Origin of the sequence: Mycobacterium syngnathidarum, assembly GCF_001942625.1 — a bacterium.
In the GTDB taxonomy this organism is placed as follows: domain Bacteria; phylum Actinomycetota; class Actinomycetes; order Mycobacteriales; family Mycobacteriaceae; genus Mycobacterium; species Mycobacterium syngnathidarum.
Genome location: NZ_MLCL01000089.1, coordinates 72,975 through 94,755 on the forward strand (window position 1 = coordinate 72,975; position 21,781 = coordinate 94,755).

17 protein-coding genes are annotated in these 21,781 nt (G+C 66.7%); 13 read left to right on the plus strand and 4 right to left on the minus strand.

Annotated elements, in window-relative coordinates; all coding sequences use genetic code 11:
* Positions 1 to 16: 16 nt before the first annotated feature.
* The 9 genes from BKG60_RS26250 to BKG60_RS26295 all read left to right on the plus strand — a co-directional run bounded on the left by BKG60_RS26250 (position 17) and on the right by BKG60_RS26295 (position 11,101).
* Positions 17 to 1,639 (plus strand): S53 family peptidase, encoded by a 1,623-nt coding sequence (locus BKG60_RS26250; protein WP_070944343.1) that lies wholly within the window; start codon positions 17 to 19, stop codon positions 1,637 to 1,639.
* Positions 1,636 to 2,844 carry a zinc ribbon domain-containing protein gene (locus BKG60_RS26255; RefSeq protein WP_075910197.1) on the plus strand — a complete coding sequence of 403 codons (1,209 nt, stop codon included), beginning with the start codon at positions 1,636 to 1,638 and terminating at the stop codon, positions 2,842 to 2,844. The genes BKG60_RS26250 and BKG60_RS26255 overlap by 4 nt, the downstream gene beginning before the upstream one ends.
* Complete coding sequence (locus BKG60_RS26260) at positions 2,841 to 3,560, plus strand: hypothetical protein (RefSeq protein ID WP_070944187.1); 720 nt, start codon at positions 2,841 to 2,843, stop codon at positions 3,558 to 3,560. The genes BKG60_RS26255 and BKG60_RS26260 overlap by 4 nt, the downstream gene beginning before the upstream one ends.
* Before the next feature lie 435 nt (positions 3,561 to 3,995).
* Positions 3,996 to 5,807: a zinc ribbon domain-containing protein gene (locus BKG60_RS26270; RefSeq protein WP_075910199.1), complete on the plus strand. Its 1,812-nt coding sequence runs from the start codon at positions 3,996 to 3,998 to the stop codon at positions 5,805 to 5,807.
* 103 nt (positions 5,808 to 5,910) lie between these two features.
* Positions 5,911 to 6,894, plus strand: a complete 984-nt coding sequence (locus BKG60_RS26275; RefSeq protein ID WP_075910295.1) for an alpha/beta hydrolase — start codon at positions 5,911 to 5,913, stop codon at positions 6,892 to 6,894.
* On the plus strand, positions 6,891 to 7,742 hold the full coding sequence (locus tag BKG60_RS26280; protein ID WP_075910200.1) for an SDR family NAD(P)-dependent oxidoreductase: 852 nt from the start codon (positions 6,891 to 6,893) through the stop codon (positions 7,740 to 7,742). Before BKG60_RS26275 ends, BKG60_RS26280 begins: the two co-directional genes overlap by 4 nt.
* 2 nt (positions 7,743 to 7,744) lie before the next feature.
* Positions 7,745 to 8,665, plus strand: a complete 921-nt coding sequence (locus BKG60_RS26285) for a reductase (protein ID WP_075910201.1) — start codon at positions 7,745 to 7,747, stop codon at positions 8,663 to 8,665.
* Position 8,666: 1 nt separating this feature from the next.
* The gene (locus BKG60_RS26290; protein WP_075910202.1) at positions 8,667 to 10,181 is read left to right on the plus strand and encodes a flavin-containing monooxygenase; all 1,515 of its coding nucleotides are present in this window, start codon (positions 8,667 to 8,669) and stop codon (positions 10,179 to 10,181) included.
* Positions 10,181 to 11,101, plus strand: a complete 921-nt coding sequence (locus tag BKG60_RS26295) for a MerR family transcriptional regulator (protein ID WP_070184961.1) — start codon at positions 10,181 to 10,183, stop codon at positions 11,099 to 11,101. Before BKG60_RS26290 ends, BKG60_RS26295 begins: the two co-directional genes overlap by 1 nt.
* Here BKG60_RS26295 and guaA read toward each other — a convergent pair whose 3' ends face one another.
* On the minus strand, positions 11,102 to 12,655 hold the full coding sequence (gene guaA, locus BKG60_RS26300) for a glutamine-hydrolyzing GMP synthase (RefSeq protein ID WP_075910203.1): 1,554 nt from the start codon (positions 12,653 to 12,655) through the stop codon (positions 11,102 to 11,104). It lies immediately after the preceding gene.
* A gap of 115 nt (positions 12,656 to 12,770) precedes the next feature.
* Here guaA and BKG60_RS26305 point away from each other — a divergent pair, with 115 nt between their 5' ends.
* From BKG60_RS26305 to BKG60_RS26315, 3 genes are all read left to right on the plus strand, one after another.
* Positions 12,771 to 13,541, plus strand: a complete 771-nt coding sequence (locus tag BKG60_RS26305) for a beta-phosphoglucomutase family hydrolase (protein ID WP_075910204.1) — start codon at positions 12,771 to 12,773, stop codon at positions 13,539 to 13,541.
* Positions 13,542 to 13,548: 7 nt separating this feature from the next.
* On the plus strand, positions 13,549 to 15,915 hold the full coding sequence (locus BKG60_RS26310; RefSeq protein WP_075910296.1) for a glycoside hydrolase family 65 protein: 2,367 nt from the start codon (positions 13,549 to 13,551) through the stop codon (positions 15,913 to 15,915).
* 118 nt (positions 15,916 to 16,033) lie between these two features.
* Positions 16,034 to 17,488: a catalase gene (locus tag BKG60_RS26315; RefSeq protein ID WP_070944347.1), complete on the plus strand. Its 1,455-nt coding sequence runs from the start codon at positions 16,034 to 16,036 to the stop codon at positions 17,486 to 17,488.
* Here BKG60_RS26315 and BKG60_RS26320 read toward each other — a convergent pair.
* Positions 17,468 to 18,070 (minus strand): TetR/AcrR family transcriptional regulator, encoded by a 603-nt coding sequence (locus BKG60_RS26320; protein ID WP_075910205.1) that lies wholly within the window; start codon positions 18,068 to 18,070, stop codon positions 17,468 to 17,470. The two genes, BKG60_RS26315 and BKG60_RS26320, sit on opposite strands and share 21 nt — an antisense overlap.
* Before the next feature lie 73 nt (positions 18,071 to 18,143).
* On the opposite strand from BKG60_RS26320, the gene BKG60_RS26325 reads away from it, so the two are divergent.
* Complete coding sequence (locus BKG60_RS26325; protein WP_075910206.1) at positions 18,144 to 19,043, plus strand: TauD/TfdA dioxygenase family protein; 900 nt, start codon at positions 18,144 to 18,146, stop codon at positions 19,041 to 19,043.
* Position 19,044: 1 nt separating this feature from the next.
* Here BKG60_RS26325 and BKG60_RS26330 read toward each other — a convergent pair whose 3' ends face one another.
* Complete coding sequence (locus tag BKG60_RS26330) at positions 19,045 to 21,030, minus strand: YhgE/Pip domain-containing protein (protein WP_075910207.1); 1,986 nt, start codon at positions 21,028 to 21,030, stop codon at positions 19,045 to 19,047.
* A complete protein-coding gene (locus BKG60_RS26335; protein ID WP_242671651.1) occupies positions 21,030 to 21,740 on the minus strand; it encodes a P-loop NTPase family protein in 711 nt (236 codons plus the stop codon). The genes BKG60_RS26330 and BKG60_RS26335 overlap by 1 nt, the downstream gene beginning before the upstream one ends.
* Positions 21,741 to 21,781: the final 41 nt, after the last annotated feature.

The following is a 21,781-nucleotide window of genomic DNA, read 5'->3' on the forward strand; positions in this document are numbered from 1 at the left end:
TTCACCCATGACCGGGATGAACATCGCCGCTGGGCGGACGCTACTGGTTCTGATCCTGTTCAGCGCCCTGCTGGTGTCTGACCTGCGGGCCACTCCGGCCACGGGTGACCGGGCGTACGGGTCCGCTCAGATAAGCGGCCCGTACGCCCATCTGCTGTCCGACTCAACCGATCTCGGCCCCGCCGACAACGGTTCGGCGCAACTCACCATGACGCTGCACGGTGCCGCTCGGCCGGCGGCCCTGTTCGAGTGGGCCGAGCAGCACGCACTGTCGGTCCGCTGGCGACCCGGTGACGCCTGGGCGATCACCGAAGGCCGATCCCCCGACATGGCAACCGCTTTCGGCGTGGACATCCACGACTACCGGGGGCGGCGCGGTCAGGAGTTCTATGCCTCACCGCAACAGCCTTCGGTGCCCGGGCCACTGGCCGCAGACGTCAGCGAGGTCGGCCGGATCCTGGGCTACACGCCACACCGGATGTCACTGCCGGACCTGCGGAACCTGCCCACCGATGTTCCGGACCAGGGATTGACGCCACAGGGAGTGCTCAACACCTACAACCTCGCCGATCTGGCCAAACAGGGATTCACCGGCAAGGGCACCACCATCGTGTTCTTCGCGTTCGACGGATTCGATCAGTCCGATCTGGACACGTTCGCCACCACCTTCGGCCTGCCCAGGTTCACACCCGCGGTGGTCGGCGGGCAACCGAGTGCACCGCGGGGTGAGACCACCATGGATCTGCAGGTCGCCCATGCCATCGCCCCGGATGCGCAGAAGGTCGTGGTCAATGCCCGGCCGACCGTCGAGGGTGACGGTGCCTACGAGAAGATCGGGAAGATGCTCGAGTCCGCCGACCGGCAGTTCCCCGGTGCGGTGTGGAGCTTCTCGATCGGGTGGGGCTGCGACAAGCTGATCACCGCGGCCGATCTCGCCCCCGTCCGCTCGGCGCTGGCCACCGCACACACCCACGGCACCACGGCATTCAATGCCAGCGGCGACCTGGCCGGCTTGGAATGCAAAGGCGGACAAGACTGGTCGTCGGCACCCAGCGAAGACGACATCGGCCTGGACTCGGTGGCCTCCCTGCCGGAGATGACCGACGTCGGCGGCACCACACTGTCCACCGACGCCGACGGCGACTGGTTGGCCGAACAGGCCTGGTTCGACGTCCCGCTGTCACAAGGCACCGGCGGCGGGGTTTCGTCGCTGTTCGACCGACCGGGCTGGCAGCGCGGGCTGTCCGCACCCGGTAGTACCGAAGCCGGTGGCGACCAGAAGCGGCTGACCCCAGACATCTCGGCGGTCGCCGACCCGTTCACCGGCGTGAAGATCGTTCTGAACGGCCAGGTCCTGGTCGGCGGCGGCACCTCGCAGTCCGCGCCGCTGTGGGCTGCGATGGCCGCGGTGATGAACCAGTACCTGACCGCCAACGGTGGGCGCGCACTCGGCGATCTCAATCCGATGCTGTACCGCGTCGCCAAGGGTGCACCGCTGCCGGCATTCCGCGACGTCACCCTCGGGGGCAACGCGGTGGCCAGCGCCGCACCCGGCTACGACATGGTGACCGGGCTGGGCACGCCCAACGTAGAGAACCTCGTCAAGAATCTCCTCGTGCTGCAGAAGGCGAACCGATGACCGACACGCCTGAGGGCAACGACGTCCCGACCACCGAGTGTCGCGTCTGCAAGGTCGACGTGCCCGACGGCAAGTACTGCGGCCTGTGCGGGGTGCCGATCGACAAGGAGCAAGGAGACGGGCCGGAATGGTTGCGCCTCAGTGCATCCTGCGTCGCCCCCGACGAACATCTGCTGCGCCCGTCGATCACCAGCTCGCTGTTCCCTCACCTGTCGGATCGATCTCGCACCCCGTTCCGCATCGCGATGCTGATCCTGCTCGCCGCGTTGGTGTCGTGTGCGCTGTTGCGCCTGCCCGCGGCCCTGATCGCTGTTGCGGCGCTGGGGCTTCCGTTGCTCTTCCTGATTTATCTCTACGAGTCCGATGCCTTCCGGGACCTGCACCGCGCCAACCTGGCGCTGACCGTCGTCCTGGGAATCGCGCTGGGCGTGGGATGGGTGCTGCTCACCGGCCACGTCATGGCCAAGTCCTACGGCGTCCCGCTCGGGACCGGGGTGACCGGAACCCGGATCGTGCGCAACGGCCTGGGCATTCCACTGGGCGGTGCCGTCCTCATGCTGGTACCCGCGGTGGCGGTCCGGATGCTGCGGCCGGCGAGCCGGGAATCCTTGGACGGCTTCATGATCGGCGCTCTCGGCGCAACGGCCTTCACCGCGGCGGCCACGCTGACCCGGCTGGCCCCGCAGTTGACCACCGGAATGATCGCGCACAACCGCCCGCTGTCCGGGCTACTCGTGGAAGCCGGGATTCGTGGTATCGCAGTACCGTTGACCGCGGCGTCCATCGGAGGCCTGGTCGGTGCGGCGTTGTGGTTCACCCGCCCTCCCACCAAGGCCGACAAACACGTCGGTTACGTCCGGCTCGTGATGTTCTCCTGCGCGTTGGCCGTGCTGATCATCTACACGGCACTGGGTTTGGTCGACGTGGCCCGTATCCCCCAGTGGGTCCAGTTGACCGTGCACATCACGGTTGCGTTGCTGGCAATCTTGGCACTGCGCGTCGGCCTGCATCTGGCGCTGCTGCACGAGGCCCAGGACGAGATCGCTTCCGACAAACCCATCTTCTGTCCACGCTGCGGCCACATCGTGCCCGACATGTCGTTCTGTCCCCACTGCGGCGCAGCCACCCACGCATCATCACGCACGTCCCGAGAAGAACGTCGCGAACACCGACCTGTCCGTGACCCGGGGCCGGGCGCCGAATGAACACGTTTTTCCCCGGATACGCGGTACCCATCTCGACAGGCAGAACCCGGGCCATCCGTGGATCCTCAGCGCTGAAAATGCTGACCGTCCTGGTTGCCGGAATCGCCCTGGTGGCCGGGATACTGGCCTGGGTCTCCCACACGACGAGCCAACCCCCGGCCCGCTACATGTGTCCGCCGGATTGCGGGCAGCCGCCGACCGGGCAGGCCGTGGCGATCAATCCCGTCTTCACCGCGCCCGACGGGAGCTTCTCGGTCTCCTATCCGGTGGCTTCCTCGGCGTACAAGGTCACCACCAACCCGACCGGTGTCACCGCCGAGTTCCAGGCCGGTGATGGCGGCATGCTGCAGTTGTTCAGCGAGCGGGCCGGTGGGCGCAACCCCGAGGACATCGCCAATTCCCTGGTCGAGAAGAGCTTTCCGGATACCAGGACCGCTTACACCATCCCCAACGCGATGGTCGGCTACCACCCGGGTTTCGGCCTGGTCGCCGATTGCTGGCCTCAGGGCGCGACGAGCAACTACATGAGGATGCGGGTCCTGGTGTTGGTCGCGGTCAAAGACGACCTCGCGCTGGTCGCGTCAGCCATCGGGCCGTACCGGGAATTCGGGCCTGGCTCCGGCGCCAGTAAACCCTCGGGGGCCAACCTGCAGTTGGCCCTGGACATGGGTAAATACGTCAACAGCTTCCGTTGGCGCGGCGATCCCAGTCGCTGAGCCTGAAACTCGCAATTGACGCCCACGCCGGGGCGCGCCGGGTTAGGGTTTGCTACCAGTTCGATTCGGCTGCCATGTCCGAATCACCCGGCGGGGGACAGTTAGGACAAACCATGAGGTCACGCACATCAGCTCGTCGCCTCGCAGTCGGTGCGGCCTCCGCTGCGATCATCGGGATGGTCGGGCTCAGCGCTTGCGGTACGGGCGAAAAGGCGCCCGAGACCACGAGCCCGACTCCGACTACCACCACGACGACCACAACGGCACCGCCGCCCGCTGCCCCCACCGAGAAGCAGGTGACCCCGGGCGGCGCCAACAGCTTTACGCCCACCCACGTGGGACCGGCGGCGCCACCCACTGGGCGGCACGGGATCGGCAGCCCCCACCGGCAATAGCGCTCGGACAGCGGCCGCCGACTTCGCGGCCATCCATGCCATGAGCTCCGGAACGGGCCCCGACGACCCCGACGACACAGTGCGAACCACCGCGTGCCCGCGATGCCGGGCCCAGGTTGCGGCACAAGAGTTCTGCGGCCGGTGCGGTACACATCTGGACGCACAGGGCGATGAGCCCGGGTGGTTGCGGATCCGCGCATACTGCGCAGGCCGCGAGCACCTGCTGCGGCCGTCGGTGGTCAGTTCGCTGTTCCCGCAGCTGCCGCGACATTCGCGCGCGCTGTTCCGCCTGGCCATAGCGGTGCTGGTGGTCGCGGTGGTCGCCTGCGCACTCTTGCGATTACCCGCCGCGATGAACGCGCTCGCTGCATTCGGAGTGCCGCTGTTGTTCGTCGCATACCTCCGTCGAACCGCTGCCTCACAAGACATTCCAGCGCGCACGTTGCTGCTGACCGCTGTCCTGGGCGCTGGACTGGGCGTCGCTTGGACACTAATGACGGCGACCACGGTGGCCCGCGAGTACGACATGCCGATGGGTGTCGCCGTCCCACCGTTGCGGATCCTGCGGGACGGCCTCGGCGTCCCACTCGGCGCGATGCTGTTGATGCTGGCCCCGGTCATCGCGATCGGTCTGTTCGCACCGCGCGCACGGGAGTCCTTGGGCGGCTTCACAATCGGTGCACTCGGTGCGCTTGCCTTCACTGCGACCGCCACACTCGGCCGGTTGGCTCCGCAGTTCGACGACGGGTTGGTCGACCACGACCGGCCGCTGACCGGGCTGTTGGTCCAGGCCGGGATCCAGGGCGTGGCGGTGCCGTTGACCGCAGGGGCCGCCGGCGCGCTCGTCGGTGTCGCGCTGTGGTTCACGCCGGCGGCGGCCACCGCGCAGCCGAAGCGAGTACGCACGGCCGTGACACTGACGGCCGCAGCCGTTCCTGCCGGCTATGCGATTCTCGGTCTGATCGATGTAGCGCCGGTCTCTCAGATATTGGTGCTGGCAGTGCATCTGGCGGTGATGGCGCTGGCGATGCTCGCACTGCGCATCAGCGTGCAGCTCGCATTGCTCTACGAAACCCGTGACGCCGTTCAGACCGACGGATCGCTGGTGTGCCCACAATGCGACCAGTCCGTTCCCGATACGACGTTCTGCCCCAACTGTGGAGTCGCGATCCACACGTTGCCGCCGCCGGTGCACCGGGCCGACGACCGCCGGATGCTGGAGCTATGGGGTGCCGCCGTCGTGTTGCCGGCCGCAGGTCTCGTCGGGGTGTCGGCCTTGGCCAGCCCCGCACCTGCTCGCTACATCTGCCCGCCCGACTGTGGCCGTCCGCCGACGTTCGAGCCCGTGGCGACGAATCCCCGCTTCAACGCTCCGGACGGCGGGTTCTCGGTCGCCTTCCCCGCCACCGGCGCGGCCTACACGGTCACCACCGCCAACGACGGTGTGACGGCGGATTTCCTCGCCGGTGACGGCGGCACCATGCAACTCATCGGCAAGCCGGCAGCCGGACGGACCCCGAAGGAGGTCGCCACGGCCCTGATCGCGGACACCTACCCCGACGCCGACATGGACTACGAGATCCCGAATGCCATGGTCGGCTACCAGCCGGGGTACGGGATGGTTCTCGACAGCTGGCCGCAGAACGCCACCGGCGAGTACATGCGGTTGCGGGTGGTCATCCTCACGGCCGTCAAGAACGACCTGGCGCTGATCGCCGTCGCTACCGGGCCGTATCACGCGTACGGCCCTGATTTCGGTCCGGGAATCCCGTCCGGGGCCAATTTGGACCTTGCCTTGGACATGGGCAAGTACGTCAACAGTTTTCGTTGGCGTGGAGACCCGGCCCGCTGACCCGGGGCGGGTCGATCGATGTTCATCCATCGACGATTGGTGACATTGACAAATGTCATCAATTGCTGGTGTACTCCTTCCACGCTTCAACGAGGAGGCCCTCATGCCCGGACCACACCCGGCCGTGCCCCGCCATGGATCGTTCCGATCCCGCAGCGCATCCAAGGTCAGCAGCCTTACCCTGCGGAATGTCAGCGCCGCCCTCCCACCGGACACCGGCTGGGGGCTGTGGAGCTCACGCAAACTGATCGCGCGGATCATGGCCACCTTCGGACCGTCGTTGTCGGGAACCCGCGTCGAACGCGTCGACGTACGCACGGCCGATGGCAGGCGCGTCGTGGGCGAATGGGTACGCGGCCCGGGAGTGACCGAAGGCGAACGGGCCATCTACTACCTTCACGGCAGCGGGTTCGCGCTGTGCTCGCCGCAGACACACCGGCGGCTCACCGCATGGCTGTCACGCCTGACCGGACTGCCCGTGTTCTGCATCGACTACCGGCTGGCTCCCGAACACCGGTTCCCCGCCGCCGCCAACGACGTGCGGGCAGGTTGGAATTGGTTGTGCACCGAACGCGGCCTCCATCCGGACCGCATCGTGATGGCAGGCGACTCCGCAGGTGGGCACCTCGCCGTGGATCTGCTCCTGCAACCCGATGTCGCCCATCCCGCCGGGTTGGTGCTGTTCTCGCCCCTGATCGATCTGACGTTCACGCTTGCCCGTGCCCGGGAGAGCCTGTCCCCCGACCCCGCCATCCGCGTCGCCGATGCCGCTCGCCTCGTCGAGTTGTATTGCGGGAAAATCGATGTCACCCACCCTCGCCTGGCCCTGGATGTCGCAGGCGGGCGGCAGTTGCCGCGGACGCTGATCCAGGCCGGCGGCGCCGAGATGCTGCTCGCCGATGCCCGCTCGCTCGACGCGGACATCCGCACTGCGGGCGGGAATGCCGAACTGCAGGTGTGGCCCGATCAGGTCCACGTCTTCCAGGCCCTCCCTCGGCTCAGCCCAGAAGCCGTCCCAGCCATGCAACGGGCAGCGGGCTTCATCTCGGAGTCCCTGCGCTGCACCACCATCGAGGTGACCGGATGAACATCCTCGGATCGGGCCGCAAGCGCAGCCGGCACGCCGACGCCGTTGTCACCGGAGCGGGCAGCGGCATCGGCGCGGCCTTTGCCCGCGAACTGGCCGCCCGCGGCGGCCGGGTGGTGTGCAGCGACATCGACGAGGCCGCAGCCCGCGCCATCGCCGAAAGTATCGTCGTCGTCGGTGGGCAGGCCACCGCGGTGCGCTGCGACGTATCGCGGATCGAGGACGTCACGCATCTCGCCGAGGCCGCACAAGCCTGGTTCGACGGTCCGCCATCGCTGGTCGTCAACAACGCCGGCGTCGGCGCCGGCGGCCAACCCATCGGCGAGGTCACCCTCGACGACTGGAACTGGGTGCTCGGCATCAACCTGTGGGGGCCGATCCACGGCTGCCACGTGTTCACTCCGATTCTGCGTGCCGCAGAAGGCAATCAGCCCCGCGGCATCATCAACGTCGCGTCCGCTGCCGCATTCGGCGCGGCTCCGGGGATGGCGGCCTACAACGTCAGCAAGGCTGGGACGCTGTCGCTGTCGGAGACGCTGGCCGCCGAGTTGGCCGGCACCGGGATCAACGTCACGGCGCTGTGCCCGACTTTCGTCAAGACCAACATCGTCGAAGCTGGCCGGATCACCGCCCAGTCGACGCAGCTCGCCGACCGGCTGATGCGCTGGACCGGGTTTTCCCCCGAACGTGTCGCCCGGATGTGCCTGGACACCAACGACCGCGGCGGCCTCTACTGCATGCCGCAACCCGACGCCCGGATCGGTTGGGGCATCAAACGACTCACCCCGACGATCTACACCCGAGCCGTGGGTCTGACCACCCGCGTCACCAGTCACGAGGAGGTTTAGCCATGGCCATGGATATGGAACGCATGCTGGCAAAGATCAAGGATCGCCAGTGGGCACTGGCCGACATCGACTGGGACGCGCCGGGCGCCGAGACCATCACCGACGAAATGCGGCCCAAGCTCAAGGCTTTCATGGCCGATCTGTGCTGGATCGAGAACGTCGGTGCGCGCGGGTTCGCCGCGCTGGCCAAGAAGGCTCCCACCCCGACCATCGCCGAGATCTACCGCTACTTCCACGCCGAGGAGCAGCGGCATGCCAATGCCGAACTGGCCCTGATGAAGCGCTGGGGCATGCTCGACGACGGCGAGATGCCCGAACCGAACGTCAACATCCGGTTGGCCATCGAGTGGCTGGACACCTTCTCCGACAACATGTCACTCTCGGTGCTAGGCACCGTCATCCCGATGCTCGAGGTGGCCCTCGACGGGGCACTGTTGAAGTTCCTGCTCGAAGAGGTCGACGACCCCGTGTGCCACCAGGTCTTCGAGAAGATCAACAACGACGAATCCCGCCATATCGCGGTGGATTTCGAGGTGCTCAACATGATCGGCAACTCCACCGCGCGGAGACTGGCGGTCGAATTCGTCGGCAACGTGGCGTCCCCCGGCGTCATCATCGGCACGTTGATGTATGTGCCGCTGCTCAACCGGATGCGCAACAACATCGTCGACATGGGTCTGCAACCGGAGAAGCTGTACAAGGCGATGATGCGCTTCAAGGAGATCGGCGGCCGCGGTGAGTACACCTGGCGGGTCCCGACGTATCAGCTGCTCAAGTTGCACGGCCGGGTGGTCACCAACCCACGCCACCCCTATCACTGGATCGCGAACCCGATGGTGTGGGCGTCCGACCGCTATCCGAAGACGTTGCTGCGACCCATCCCCAGCTGGTTCAAAGAGCTGACCCACGAGCCGGCGGCCTGACATGCGTACGTACGACACCCTGATCGTCGGCGCCGGGTTCACCGGTATCGGCACCGCGATCAAACTCATCGAGGCCGGCGTCGACGACTTCGTGATCCTGGACCGTTCCGACCGGGTCGGTGGAACCTGGCGCGACAACACCTATCCCGGTGCGGCGTGCGATATTCCGTCACTGCTGTACTCGTTCTCGTTCGTCAGGAACCCGGACTGGTCACGGGCGTACTCGCCGGCCGGTGAAATCCGTCAGCACATCGAGGGCATGGTCGACACCTTCGACCTGCGCCGGCGCATCCAGTTCGGGATCGAGGTCAACGGCCTCGCCTTCGACGAGACCGAGGACGTCTGGACGGTCAAGACCACGGGCCGCAAGCAATTTCGGGCCCGCACCGTCGTGCTGGCGTCGGGCCCCCTGCCGGACCATAAATGGCCGGATATCCGTGGACTGGACACCTACCAGGGGCACAAGATCCATAGTGCGAACTGGGACCACGACTACGACTTCACCGGCAAGCGCGTCGCCGTCATCGGCACCGGAGCCAGCGCGGTGCAGATCATCCCGGAACTGGTGAAGACCGCGGGCTTCGTCAAAGTGTTCCAACGTACCCCGGGCTGGGTGATCCCCCGCCTGGACATCGCCACGCCCCCGGTCGCGCGCAGCTTGTTCGCCAAAGTTCCTGCCGCACAACAGCTCGCCCGGCAGATCCTGTTCTGGGGTCATGAGGCGAGCGCGACGGCGATGGTGTGGGACACCCCGCTGACAGGACTGGTGGCCCGGCTCGGCAAGGCGCACCTGCGCCGGCAGGTTGCCGACCCTTGGCTGCGCAGGCAGCTGACCCCGGATTTCACCCCGGGCTGCAAGCGGATGCTGGTGTCCAGTGATTACTACCCGGCTCTGCAGCGCGACAACTGCAAGCTGATCGACTGGCCCATCGCCACGATGAGCCCGGTGGGCATCCGCACCAGCGACGGCATCGAACACCACCTCGACGCGATCGTGTTCGCCACCGGCTTCGACGTCCATCTCACCGGCCCGCCGTATCCGGTCACCGGCGTGGGCGGCCGGTCCCTGGCCGACGAGTGGAAAGGCGGCGCCCAGGCATACAAGAGCATCAACGTCCACGGGTACCCGAACCTGTTCCTGATGACCGGACCCAACTCCGGGCCGGGACACAACTCGCTGCTGGTCTACGTCGAGGGTCAGATCGACTACGCCGTCACCGGCATCACCACGATCCTGCGCAAGAATCTCCGCTACCTCGACGTGCGAGCCGCCGTCCAGGAGCGGCACAACACCCGACTTCAGCAGCGGTTGACGAAGACCACCTGGATGTCGGGGTGCACCAGCTGGTATCTGACCGCCGACGGATTCAACGCGTCGATGTATCCCGGAACCGCCACCCAGTATCTTCGACAGATGCGGGATTTCCGGCTGGGCGACTATGAGGTAGCGGTGCGGGACGCGCCGAGTCCCACTTCAGCACGCGACGCAGCTGTCGCGATCAGCTCCTCGGCGTGATGGCGGCCAAGCAGCCCCGGCCGCCGGCCGGCGCCATCTCGACCATCCTCACCGGTCTGCGCCGGGCCCCCAGGCAGATCCGGCGCGGATCGCGCGACGTCATCGAGACGGCGGTGTCGCAGCTCTTCGACGCCGCCGTGCAACCGCACGGCGCCGCCGCATCGGGCGAGTACCGGATCGAGGAGCTCGCCCGGCTTGCCGACACGACCACCCGCAACATTCGGGTGTACCGAGACCGGGGCCTGCTGCACCCGCCACTGCGGGTGGGCCGGATCGCGTTGTTCAACGACACCCACCTCACCCGGCTGCGCTTGATCACCTCGATGCTGGACCGGGGCTACAACATCGCGCACGTTCACGAGATGCTCAGCGCCTGGGAACAGGGCAAGGACATCGGCGATGTGCTGGGCTTGGAGGACGCCATCGCGGGCAACTGGGCGACCGAGAAACCCGAACGGGTGCCGCTCGGGCACGCCAAACGGCTGGTCGCCGACGACTCGGCCTTCGACAGGCTGGTCGGCAACGGCGTGATCAAGATCGAGAAGACCTCGGATGAGGCAATCATCGTGCGACCCAAGCTGATCGAGGCATTCAACGAAGTCCGGCGGTACGGTGTCCCGATCGACAAATTGATCGATGTACACGAGCAGGTGCTGCCGCTGCTGGATCAGATCAGCTCGATCCTGGTGCGGGCGGGTGTGGAGCAGGTGTCCCAGAAGATCAAACCCGGCGAGTCGCTGCCCGCCGATACCGAAGTGGCCGAACTGATCACGATGTTGATCCAGTTCCGTACCCAGGCCGTCTCCGCGGTCAGCGCGACGCTGGCCGCCTCGATCGAATCGACCATCGAATCGGTGGTCAGTCAGATGTTGACCGAGTACGTCGAGAAGGCGGCGACGAATCCCGGCGAGCAGACGTAACTACTCCCACTCGATGGTGCCCGGCGGCTTGCTGGTGACGTCCAGCACCACCCGGTTGACCTCGGGCACCTCATTGGTGATCCGGGTCGAAATCCGTTCCAGCACTTCGTAGGGCACCCGGGTCCAGTCGGCGGTCATGGCGTCCTCGCTGGACACCGGGCGCAGGACGATCGGGTGCCCGTAAGTGCGGCCGTCGCCCTGCACACCGACCGAACGCACGTCGGCCAGCAGCACCACCGGGCACTGCCAGATCTGCTGATCCAGCCCGGCGGCGGTGAGCTCCTCACGCGCGATCGCGTCGGCGCGGCGCAGGGTTTCGAGCCGGTCGGCGGTCACCTCGCCGACGATACGGATACCCAGGCCCGGCCCCGGGAACGGTTGGCGGGCAACGATTTCCTCGGGTAGGCCGAGTTCACGGCCCACCGCGCGCACCTCGTCCTTGAACAGCAGTCGCAGCGGTTCGACGAGCTTGAACTTCAGGTCGTCCGGCAGGCCGCCGACGTTGTGGTGGCTCTTGATGTTGGCCGTGCCGGTGCCGCCACCGGATTCCACCACATCGGGGTACAGCGTGCCCTGCACCAGGAAGTCGATGTCGGCCTCGCTCAGGGTGTCGCGCACCGCGCCCTCGAACGCGCGGATGAACTCGCGGCCGATGATCTTGCGCTTGCCCTCGGGGTTGGTGACCCCGGTCAGCGCTTCGAGGAAACGGTCGGCGACATCGACGGTCACCAGCTTGGCCCCGGTCGCGGCGACGAAATCGCGTTGCACCTGCCCCCGTTCCCCGGCCCGCAGCAGACCGTGGTCGACGAACACACACGTGAGCCGGTCCCCGATGGCGCGTTGCACCAGCGCCGCGGCCACCGCGGAGTCGACACCACCGGACAGACCACAGATGGCCTGGCCGTCACCGATCTGGGCGCGGACCGCCTCGATGAGTTGCTCGGCGATGTTGGCCGGGGTCCAGGTCGCGCCGATGCCGGCGAATTCGTGCAGGAACCGGCTCAGCACCTGCTGGCCATGCGGGGAATGCAGGACCTCCGGGTGGTACTGCACGCCGGCCAGGCGGCGGGCCCGGTTCTCGAAACCCGCGACCGGGGCGCCGGCACTGGAGGCGATCACTTCGAAGCCTTCCGGCGCGGCCGTGACGGCGTCGCCGTGGCTCATCCATACCGGCTGGCTGACCGGCAGCTCAGAGTGCAGGTCGCCGCCCGACACGGCGAGCTCGGTGCGCCCGTACTCGCTGGTCCCGGTGTGCTCGACGGTGCCGCCGAGTGCCTGGGCCATCGCCTGGAAGCCGTAGCAGATGCCGAACACGGGGACGTCGAGATCGAACAACGCAGGATCCAGGCGTGGGGCGCCCTCGGCGTACACACTGGCCGGGCCACCCGACAGCACGATGGCCTGCGGATCCTTGGCCTTGATCTCCTCGACCGTGGCGGTGTGCGGGATGACCTCGGAAAACACCCGGGCCTCACGGACCCGCCGCGCGATCAGCTGTGCGTACTGAGCGCCGAAGTCGACGACGAGGACGGGACGGGGAGATGGAGAAGCCACCGCAACAGTCTAGAGGGCAGGTCAGAGCGTGCTTGACGTGCCGGAAAACTTGGTAGGCGGATACCGCGGGCCGCCGGAGCCGTGTTTAAACCCACCCTTGGCGCGGCGACTACGCATGATGGAGTGGACGTCGGCGAAAGCGAGGACCGTTGTGCTGGGCTTGCCCGAGCAGATCACCGCCTGCCTGTTCGATCTCGATGGTGTGCTGACCGATACGGCCAGCGTGCACAAGAAGGCCTGGAAGGCCATGTTCGACGAGTACCTCGAAGGCCGGGCCGACCGCACCGGTGAGCCGTACACACCGTTCGACGTCGACGGCGACTACCTGCGCTACGTCGACGGCAAGCGCCGACAGGACGGCGTGCGGACGTTCCTGTCGAGCCGGGGAATCGAACTACCCGAGGGCACACCGGATGATCCCGCCGAAGCCGGCACCATCGAGGGCCTGGGCAACCGGAAGAACGCGATGTTTCACCAGACACTGCAGAAAGACGGGGTCGAGGTGTTCGAGGGATCGCGACGATATCTGCAAGCCGTGGCCGATGCAGGGCTGCGCCGGGCCGTGGTGTCCTCCAGCGCCAATACCGAGGAAGTCCTCAGGATCACCGGTTTGGACACCTACATCGAGCGGCGGGTGGACGGCGTGACGATGCGCGAGGAGAACATTGCCGGCAAGCCGGCGCCGGACAGCTTCCTACGTGCCGCCGAACTCCTCGACGTCTCCCCCGCCCAGGCCGCGGTGTTCGAGGACGCGCTGGCCGGGGTCGCGGCAGGCAGAGCCGGAAAATTCGGATTCGTCATCGGCGTGGACCGGGTCGGGCAGGCCCAGCAGCTTCGCCGCGACGGCGCCGACGTCGTCGTCACCGACCTCGCGGAGTTGATGTAACGCCATGATGATCACCCACGAGGCCTATCCGGTGGAGCCGTGGCAGGTGCGCGAAACCCGTTTGGACCTCAACCTGCTGGCACAATCCGAATCGTTGTTCGCGCTGTCGAACGGCCACATCGGCCTGCGCGGCAACCTCGACGAAGGCGAGCCCTACGGTCTGCCGGGCACCTACCTCGCCGGGTTCTTCGAGGTGCGCCCGCTGCCCTATGCCGAGGCCGGGTTCGGCTACCCCGAGGCCGGCCAGACCGTCGTCGACGTCACCAACGGCAAGCTGCTGCGGTTGCTCGTCGACGACGAGCCCTTCGACGTGCGCTACGGCGAGCTGATCGATCACGAACGCACACTGGACCTACGCGCCGGAACCCTGACGCGCCTCGCCCACTGGCGCTCCCCGGCGGGCAAACAGGTCCGGATTCTCTCGACGCGTCTGGTGTCGTTCGCGCACCGCGGCGTGGCGGCCGTCGAGTACATCGTCGAGGCGCTCGACGAATTCGTCCGCGTGACGGTGCAATCCGAACTCGTCACCAACGAGGACCAGCCCGAGACCTCCGACGACCCCCGGGTCTCGGCGGTGCTCAAACATCCGCTGCACGCCGTCCACCATGAAAACACCGACAGCGGTGCGCTTCTGGTGCACCGCACGGTCGGCAGTGGCCTGATGATGGCGGCCGCGATGGATCACGACGTCGAGGTGCCCGGGCGGGTCGAGGTCAGCACCGATTCGCGTGAGGACCTGGCCCGCACCACCGTCATCTGCGGCCTGCGGGCCGGGCAGAAGCTGCGCATCGTCAAATACCTCGGGTACGGATGGTCCAGCCTGCGATCGCGTCCGGCCTTGCGCGACCAGGCCGCTGCGGCCATCACCGGTGCCCGCTACAGCGGGTGGCAGGGGCTGCTGGACTCTCAGCGGGCCTACCTCGACGAATTCTGGGACTGCGCCGACGTCGAAGTCGAAGGCGACCCCGATTGCCAGCAGGCAGTGCGGTTCGGACTGTTCCACGTGCTGCAGGCCAGCGCCCGCGCCGAGCGGCGTGCCATCGCAGGCAAGGGACTGACCGGCACCGGCTATGACGGGCATGCCTTCTGGGACACCGAGGGTTTCGTGCTGCCGGTGCTGACGTACACCAAGCCGCAGGCGGCCGCCGACGCCCTGAGGTGGCGGGCCTCCACGCTCGATCTCGCCCGAGAGCGTGCGAAGCAGCTCGATCTGGACGGCGCCAGCTTCCCGTGGCGCACCATCCGCGGCGAGGAGTGCTCGGCCTATTGGCCTGCGGGCACCGCCGCGTGGCACATCAATGCCGACATCGCCGCGGCGTTCGAGCGCTATCGCGTTGTCACCGGCGATGATTCGCTGGAGCAGGAATGCGGGCTCACGGTGCTGGTGGACACCGCCCGGCTGTGGATGTCCTTGGGCCATCACGATCGCCACGGGATCTGGCATCTGGACGGGGTGACCGGACCCGACGAGTACACCGCGGTGGTGCGCGACAACGTGTTCACCAACCTGATGGCCGCACACAACCTGCGGGTGGCCGCTGCCGCGTGCACCCGCCATCCCGACGCCTCCTACGCGTTGGGCGTGACCACCGAGGAGACCGCGGCCTGGCGTGACGCCGCCGATGCCGCCCACATTCCCTACGACGAGGAGTTGGGGGTGCACCCGCAGTGCCAGGGCTTCACAACGCTGGCCGAATGGGATTTCTCCGCCAACACCTCCTACCCGCTGCTGCTGCACGAACCCTATGTCCGGCTCTACCCGGCCCAGGTGCTCAAGCAGGCCGATCTCGTGCTGGCCATGCAGTGGCAGAGCCATGCGTTCACCGCGGAGCAGAAGGCCCGCAACGTCGACTACTACGAGCGGCGCACCACCCGGGACTCGTCGCTGTCGGCATGTACCCAGGCAGTCATGTGCGCCGAGGTCGGCCACCTCGAGCTGGCCCACGACTACGCCTACGAGGCCGCGCTGATCGATCTACGTGATCTGCACCGAAACACCCGCGATGGCCTGCACATGGCCTCGCTGGCCGGGACATGGACCGCGCTGGTGGCCGGTTTCGGCGGGCTGCGGGACGACGAGAGCACCCTGTCCCTGGACCCGCACCTGCCCGACGGCATCTCGTGTCTACGGTTTCGGTTGCTGTGGAAGGGTTTTCGGGTGACAGTCGATGCGCACCACGAAGACGTCACCTACACGTTGCGCGACGGGCCCGACGGGACGCTCACCATCCGTCATGCCGGAGACGACGTCGTGCTCGACACCAGTGGACCGACTACCGTCGCCATCACGCCTCTCCATCCACTGCTGCCGCCCCCGCATCAGCCACCCGGCAAGGAACCGGTACGCCGTCGCGCGGGCCACTCCGACCGATAAGAGCACCCGAACGGGGTTTGGAGTCACAACGTCGGCGGGTACCCGGCACTCGTAGGTCCCAGTGGTGGCGTTGCCGCGCGCGCAGCGCCGGCTGCTGAACAGCGAAAGGAGCGACGGGGTGACCGGTACCCAGCCCAAGCCGACAACCACCGACGCCGGGATCCCGGTGTACAGCGACGAGCATTCATTGACGATCGGTCCCGACGGGCCGATCCTGCTGCAGGACCACTACCTGATCGAGCAGATGGCGATGTTCAACCGGGAGCGCATCCCGGAGCGCCAGCCGCACGCCAAGGGTGGCGGCGCATTCGGTCACTTCGAGGTGACCAACGACGTCAGCGCCTACACCAAGGCTGCGCTGTTCCAGCCGGGCGTCAAAACCGAGACGCTGACCCGGTTTTCGACCGTGGCCGGTGAACGCGGCAGCCCAGACACCTGGCGTGATCCCCGGGGTTTTGCGACCAAGTTTTACACCACCGAGGGCAACTTCGACATGGTCGGCAACAACACCCCGGTGTTCTTCATGCGGGACCCGTTGAAGTTCCAGCACTTCATCCGCTCGCAGAAGCGGCGAAGCGACAACAACACTCGCGATCACGACATGCAGTGGGATTTCTGGACGCTGTCGCCGGAATCCGCGCACCAAGTCACCTGGCTGATGGGTGACCGCGGCATCCCGAAAGACTGGCGGCACATGAACGGCTATTCCAGCCACACCTACAGCTGGATCAACGCTGCCGGAGAAATCACCTGGGTCAAGTACCACTTCATCACCAACCAGGGCATCGACTTCCTCACCCAGGAGGAAGCCGACCGAATGGCCGGCGTCGACGGCGATGCCCATCAGCGTGATCTGTACGACTCGATCGACCGCGGCGACTTCCCGAGCTGGACGTTGAAGGTGCAGCTCATGCCGTTCGAGGAAGCCAAGGACTACCGGTTCAATCCGTTCGACCTGACCAAGGTGTGGCCGCACGGCGACTACCCGCTGCACGATGTCGGCACGCTGACGCTGGACCGCAATGTCGAGGACTATCACACCGAAATGGAGCAGGCAGCGTTCGAGCCGAACAACCGGGTGGCCGGCACCGGTCTGAGTCCGGACAAGATGCTGTTGGCCCGTGACTTCTCCTATGCCGACGCCCACCGTCACCGGCTCGGGACCAACTACAAGCAGATCCCGGTCAACTCCCCGAAGGTCGAGGTGAACAGCTACTCGAAAGACGGGGCCATGCGGATCAAGAACGTGTCCGATCCCGTCTACGCCCCGAACTCGTACGGCGGCCCGCAGGCCGACCCGGCCCGCACCGGTGAATCGCTGTGGCGTGCCGACGGCGAGATGATCCGCGCCGCCTACACGCTGCACGCCGAGGACGACGACTGGGGGCAGGCCGGAACCATGGTGCGCGACGTGCTCGACGACGCGGCGCGGGCCCGGCTGGTCTCCAACATCGCCGGTCACCTCTCGAAGGGTGTCTCCGAGCATGTCCTGGAGCGGGCCTTCGAGTACTGGAAGAACGTCGACAAACAGCTCGGCGAGAAGGTCGAATCCTCAGTCCGCAGCGGCAGCTGACTGATCCGCGGCGGCGCCGGGTTCGAGGATCCGTGCGACCTCGGCGCCGACCGCGTTCCGCACCTCACCGTCGCTGATCGGATCCAGGCCGGCCGACGATCGCAGGAACGGTTCGAAGAACCGCCAACCCAATTTCAGGGCAACGGCATTGGCGACCGCCAGCCGCCCCGCTCGTTCGTCGTCGAAACGCGGAAGCACCTCGTCGAGCAGCCTCGTCACCCCCGGAAACCGGGTCTGCAATTGGCCGATCGGGTAACCGTCGAGCAGCGCGCGGGCCATCACCCGCATGTGTCGGTCCATGTTGAGTTCGATCTCGTCAGCCGGGCCACCGTTGTCCAGCAGTGTGGTGAGCCGTGTCCCGAGGTGATCGAGTACCGCGCCGACCAACTGCTCCTTGGTGCCGAAGTGCCGGTAGATCAGTCCGTGGTTGACCTTGGACCGGGCGGCGATGTCACGGATCGACGTGGCAGACACTCCGCGCTCGGCGAACAGTTCGGCCGCCGCCGACAGCGCGGCGGCAACCACCTCGTCGCGGCCCACCGGATTCGCCGGATCTTTGGCCGGTGGCGTGGGTGTAGTCACATGGCTACACTAGCCCACATGCACCTGTAGTCACCTGACTACAGGTGTTCCCACCAGAACAAAGGACGAGCCGATGACCGCTTCCACCACCCCCCTTCTCACTGTCACAAAGCTCGGAAGCCGCATCGGCGCCCGCATCGAGGGCGTGCAGATGGGCGGCGATCTCGACGAGAACACCGTCGCCGAGATCCGGCGCGCGCTGCTCGAGCACAAAGTGATCTTCTTCAGCGGCCAGCAGCACCTCACCGACGAGCAACATCACGCCTTTGCGCGGCTCCTGGGCAAGCCCGTCGGCCATCACGCCCTCAAGCAAGCCGAAGCCCCGATCATCACACCGCTGGATTCCGAGTACGCCAAGGCCACCCGCTGGCACACCGATGTCACATTCGTACCCGACTACCCGGCCATCTCGATCCTGCGCGCGGTGACGCTGCCCGAATACGGCGGATCCACCCTGTGGGCCTCCACCGCGGCCGCCTACGACGCCCTGCCCGCACCGCTGAAGGCCCTCACCGAGAACCTGTGGGCCGTCCACAGCAACCGCTTCGACTACGCCGCGGCACAGGCCATCGCCCTCACCGAGGAACAGCAGCTGATGCGGGCCGCGTTCGAGAAGCCCGACTTCCGGACCGAGCACCCCGTGGTTCGGGTGCATCCGGAGACCGGCGAGCGCACCCTGGTCGCCGGCGACTTCACCCGCGGATTCCTCGGTTTGGACAGCCACGAATCGGCCACCCTGCTGGAGTTGCTACAGCGCCGAATCACCGTTCCGGAGAACACTATCCGCTGGAACTGGTCACTCGGCGACGTCGCGATCTGGGACAACCGCGCCACCCAGCACCGTGCGGTCGACGACTACGACAACCAGCGCCGGGTGATGCACCGCGTGACGCTTGCCGGCGATGTTCCCGTCGACATCCACGGCCAACCGAGCCGGCCGCTGGCGGATGCCGCTCTGCTGCAGGCAGTCTGACTCACATCTTGATCGCGGGCATCAACCGGGTCATGTTCCACAGCCGGTTGCGCCTGGCCGACAACGACGAGATGGTCAGTGCGCCGACCCAGATCACCAACAGCGTGATGATCGCCTGCCAGAGCCGGTGGTCGATCCCGCCGAGGATGAGCTGACGCAAACCGTTGACGCCGTATGTCATCGGATCGTAGTTGTGAAACTCCTGGAACGGCCGTGACGTGGTTTCCACCGGGTACATGCCGCCCGCGCTGACCAGCTGGAGCATGAGCAGGGCCATCAGCAGCACGCGCCCCACCGCAGGGCCGACAAAGGCGTTGATCGCCTGCGTCGCGGCGACAAAGGTACACGAAACCAGCGTCATGAAGCCGAGCATCGCGACCGGATGCGCCACTTGCATACCGAGGGCGAAGCGCACCACGCAGTACAGGATGATCGCCTGGAACACCCCGATCACCGCGGCAGGCAGGTAGCTGGCGAGCACCACCCGGATCGCCAGCACCTCCGCGGCAATCGGGCGATTCTGCAACGGACGCAACACCATCCACAGCACGAGCGCACCGAAGAAGAGGGCGAGCGTGATGAAGAACGGCGCCATCCCCGTGCCGAAGTTGGGTGCGGCGTTCTCGGCCGAATTCTGCAGGTGCACCGGGCCGCCGATGGTGTCGGCGATCGCTTCCTTCTGCGCGGGCGTCCAATCCGGCACCTGGCCGGCACCGTCAGCGAGCTTGGTCGCCAACTCGGCCGATCCGCCTCGCAACTGGGCGGTGCCGGCCTTGAGCTGCCCGGCACCGGTATCGAGTTTGGCTATGCCACTGGCCAGTTCGGCATTGCCCGTCGCCAGCTGCCGGGCTCCGCTGCGCAACTCATTGAGTTTCGCACTGAGTTCTTGGTTCTTGCTGCCCACCTGATCCAGCGCTGAGTTCAGCGGGCTGCCGGGATTGCGCAGCGACGACGTCATCGAGATCGCCGCGTTTTCGGCGTCGGTGAGCTGTTGGCGGATCTGCGGGGTGAACTGATGGGCCCGCAGATCATCCTGAACGCCGCGCAGCGTCCCGGCGGCGTTGTTGGCGACAGGATCCGGGCTGGCCGACAGCTGGTCGATCACCGAGGCCAGTGCCGTGGCCGCGGAGTCCTGCGCCCCGGTGATGGCACCGATCTGGTCATTGGCCTGACGCAACGCAGCGGTCCCGTCTTCCAGCTTCTGCGTGTCGCCGCCGATCTTCGACAATGCGGAGGTGACGGCGACCAGCGGATCGGTGGCCTTGGTGATGCCGTCCGAGAGCTGTTTGGCACCCGTGGCCAACTGAGCCGAGCCCGACCGAGCGCTGTGCAGCCCGGTCGCCAGCTGACCGGCGCCGTCGTCGACTTTGGCTGCGCCGTCGGCGAGTTGGGCCGCGCCGTCGGCGGCCTGCTTGATCCCGGCACCCGAGCTGACGACGACCGACAGCACCTGGTTGACGGCCTGACCCGAGATCCGCGTCGACACCGCATTGAGCACCTGGTCGATCGCGGTTCGGCCGATGTTCGACGAGATGTAGTTGTTGGCGTCGTTGTAGACCGCATTGAGGTTGGCCTGCTTGGGGTTACCGGTCAGCGGCGACGCGATCGCCTCGCTGAAGTCGCTTGGCAGCTCAAGCATGAAGTAGTACTGACCGTGCTCGACACCTTGCCGCGCCTCGTCGGCATCCACCACATGCCAATTCAGGCTGGCGTCGTCGGTCAGGCTCTTGGCGATCTCGGAGCCGACATTGACGTGTTGACCCGAAACCACCGCTCCCTGGTCGGAATTGACCAGCGCCACCGGCATCTTGTCGACCTGACCGAAAGGGTCCCAGTACGCCCATAGATACAGTGCGCCGTACACCAGCGGCAGCAGCATGAGCACCACGATCGCGGCTCGGGTCATGCGGCTGCGGCCGAAGCGCTTGATCTCCGAGCCGAAGGCGAGACCCGCGGCGGGTGAGTTGAAGTCGTGACGACCCAACATCAGGCGTCCTTTCCGGTCAGGATGCGGTGGTCGTGCAGTCCGTGGTCAGGAGCTTCGACACCGAGCGGATTGGTCACGCCGACAACGACACTGCGCTGGGTGGCGATGGCGCCGAGTCGTTCGATGGCGATCGCCCGGCGCGAGTTGTCCCGGACCTGTTCGAGGTCACCGACCACCAGGATCGGACGATTCGAGAACAGCGCCAAGGTGACTTTCAGCAGAAACAGGTCGAGATCGGACAGTTCGCTGATGTAGTCCTGCGGTGCGGGCGGCGTCAGCTCGCCGAACACCTCGCGCAGGGCGGATTCGCCGGCCTCGATCGGAACTCGTCGATACCACGGCGCCAGCCAGCGTCGCTGTTCGGCGAGCACGGTCTGCACGGTGACCGAATCCTCCAGTTCATCGATGTCGGCGAACGCCGCGATCGCGCAGTGGCGCCGGATCGCTCTGGGGTCCGATTCGCCGCGGACAGTCACGGTGCCGTGGGTGGGTTTGAGCCGCCCGGCCAACGTCAGCAGCAGGGCGGTCTGCCCCCAGCCACCGGGCATCTGGATGGCATGGAATCCCGGCGTGAGCTCGAGGCCGATATCGGAGAACAGCGGTCCGTGCTCGCCGTCGACCCCCAGCCCGGCCGCAATGATCTGCGGCGGGTCCTGCGCGTCGTCCACCTCGGGCGCCTGGGTGTCCTCGGCGTCGTCCCTGTCTGCCATTTCCGACCTTTCGATACTCACTGGTATCCATACGATACTAG

What these genes read in the sequence shown, in the direction of transcription:
- BKG60_RS26250 (WP_070944343.1), top strand. Translation starts at nt 17, where the DNA reads ATGAACATCGCCGCTGGGCGGACGCTACTGGTTCTGATCCTGTTCAGC.
- BKG60_RS26310 (WP_075910296.1), top strand. Translation starts at nt 13,549, where the DNA reads ATGATCACCCACGAGGCCTATCCGGTGGAGCCGTGGCAGGTGCGCGAA.
- BKG60_RS26285 (WP_075910201.1), top strand. Translation starts at nt 7,745, where the DNA reads ATGGCCATGGATATGGAACGCATGCTGGCAAAGATCAAGGATCGCCAG.
- BKG60_RS26330 (WP_075910207.1), bottom strand. Translation starts at nt 21,030, where the DNA reads ATGTTGGGTCGTCACGACTTCAACTCACCCGCCGCGGGTCTCGCCTTC.
- BKG60_RS26260 (WP_070944187.1), top strand. Translation starts at nt 2,841, where the DNA reads ATGAACACGTTTTTCCCCGGATACGCGGTACCCATCTCGACAGGCAGA.
- BKG60_RS26270 (WP_075910199.1), top strand. Translation starts at nt 3,996, where the DNA reads ATGAGCTCCGGAACGGGCCCCGACGACCCCGACGACACAGTGCGAACC.
- BKG60_RS26290 (WP_075910202.1), top strand. Translation starts at nt 8,667, where the DNA reads ATGCGTACGTACGACACCCTGATCGTCGGCGCCGGGTTCACCGGTATC.
- BKG60_RS26335 (WP_242671651.1), bottom strand. Translation starts at nt 21,740, where the DNA reads ATGGCAGACAGGGACGACGCCGAGGACACCCAGGCGCCCGAGGTGGAC.
- BKG60_RS26280 (WP_075910200.1), top strand. Translation starts at nt 6,891, where the DNA reads ATGAACATCCTCGGATCGGGCCGCAAGCGCAGCCGGCACGCCGACGCC.
- BKG60_RS26305 (WP_075910204.1), top strand. Translation starts at nt 12,771, where the DNA reads ATGATGGAGTGGACGTCGGCGAAAGCGAGGACCGTTGTGCTGGGCTTG.
- BKG60_RS26325 (WP_075910206.1), top strand. Translation starts at nt 18,144, where the DNA reads ATGACCGCTTCCACCACCCCCCTTCTCACTGTCACAAAGCTCGGAAGC.
- BKG60_RS26255 (WP_075910197.1), top strand. Translation starts at nt 1,636, where the DNA reads ATGACCGACACGCCTGAGGGCAACGACGTCCCGACCACCGAGTGTCGC.
- BKG60_RS26295 (WP_070184961.1), top strand. Translation starts at nt 10,181, where the DNA reads ATGGCGGCCAAGCAGCCCCGGCCGCCGGCCGGCGCCATCTCGACCATC.
- BKG60_RS26275 (WP_075910295.1), top strand. Translation starts at nt 5,911, where the DNA reads ATGCCCGGACCACACCCGGCCGTGCCCCGCCATGGATCGTTCCGATCC.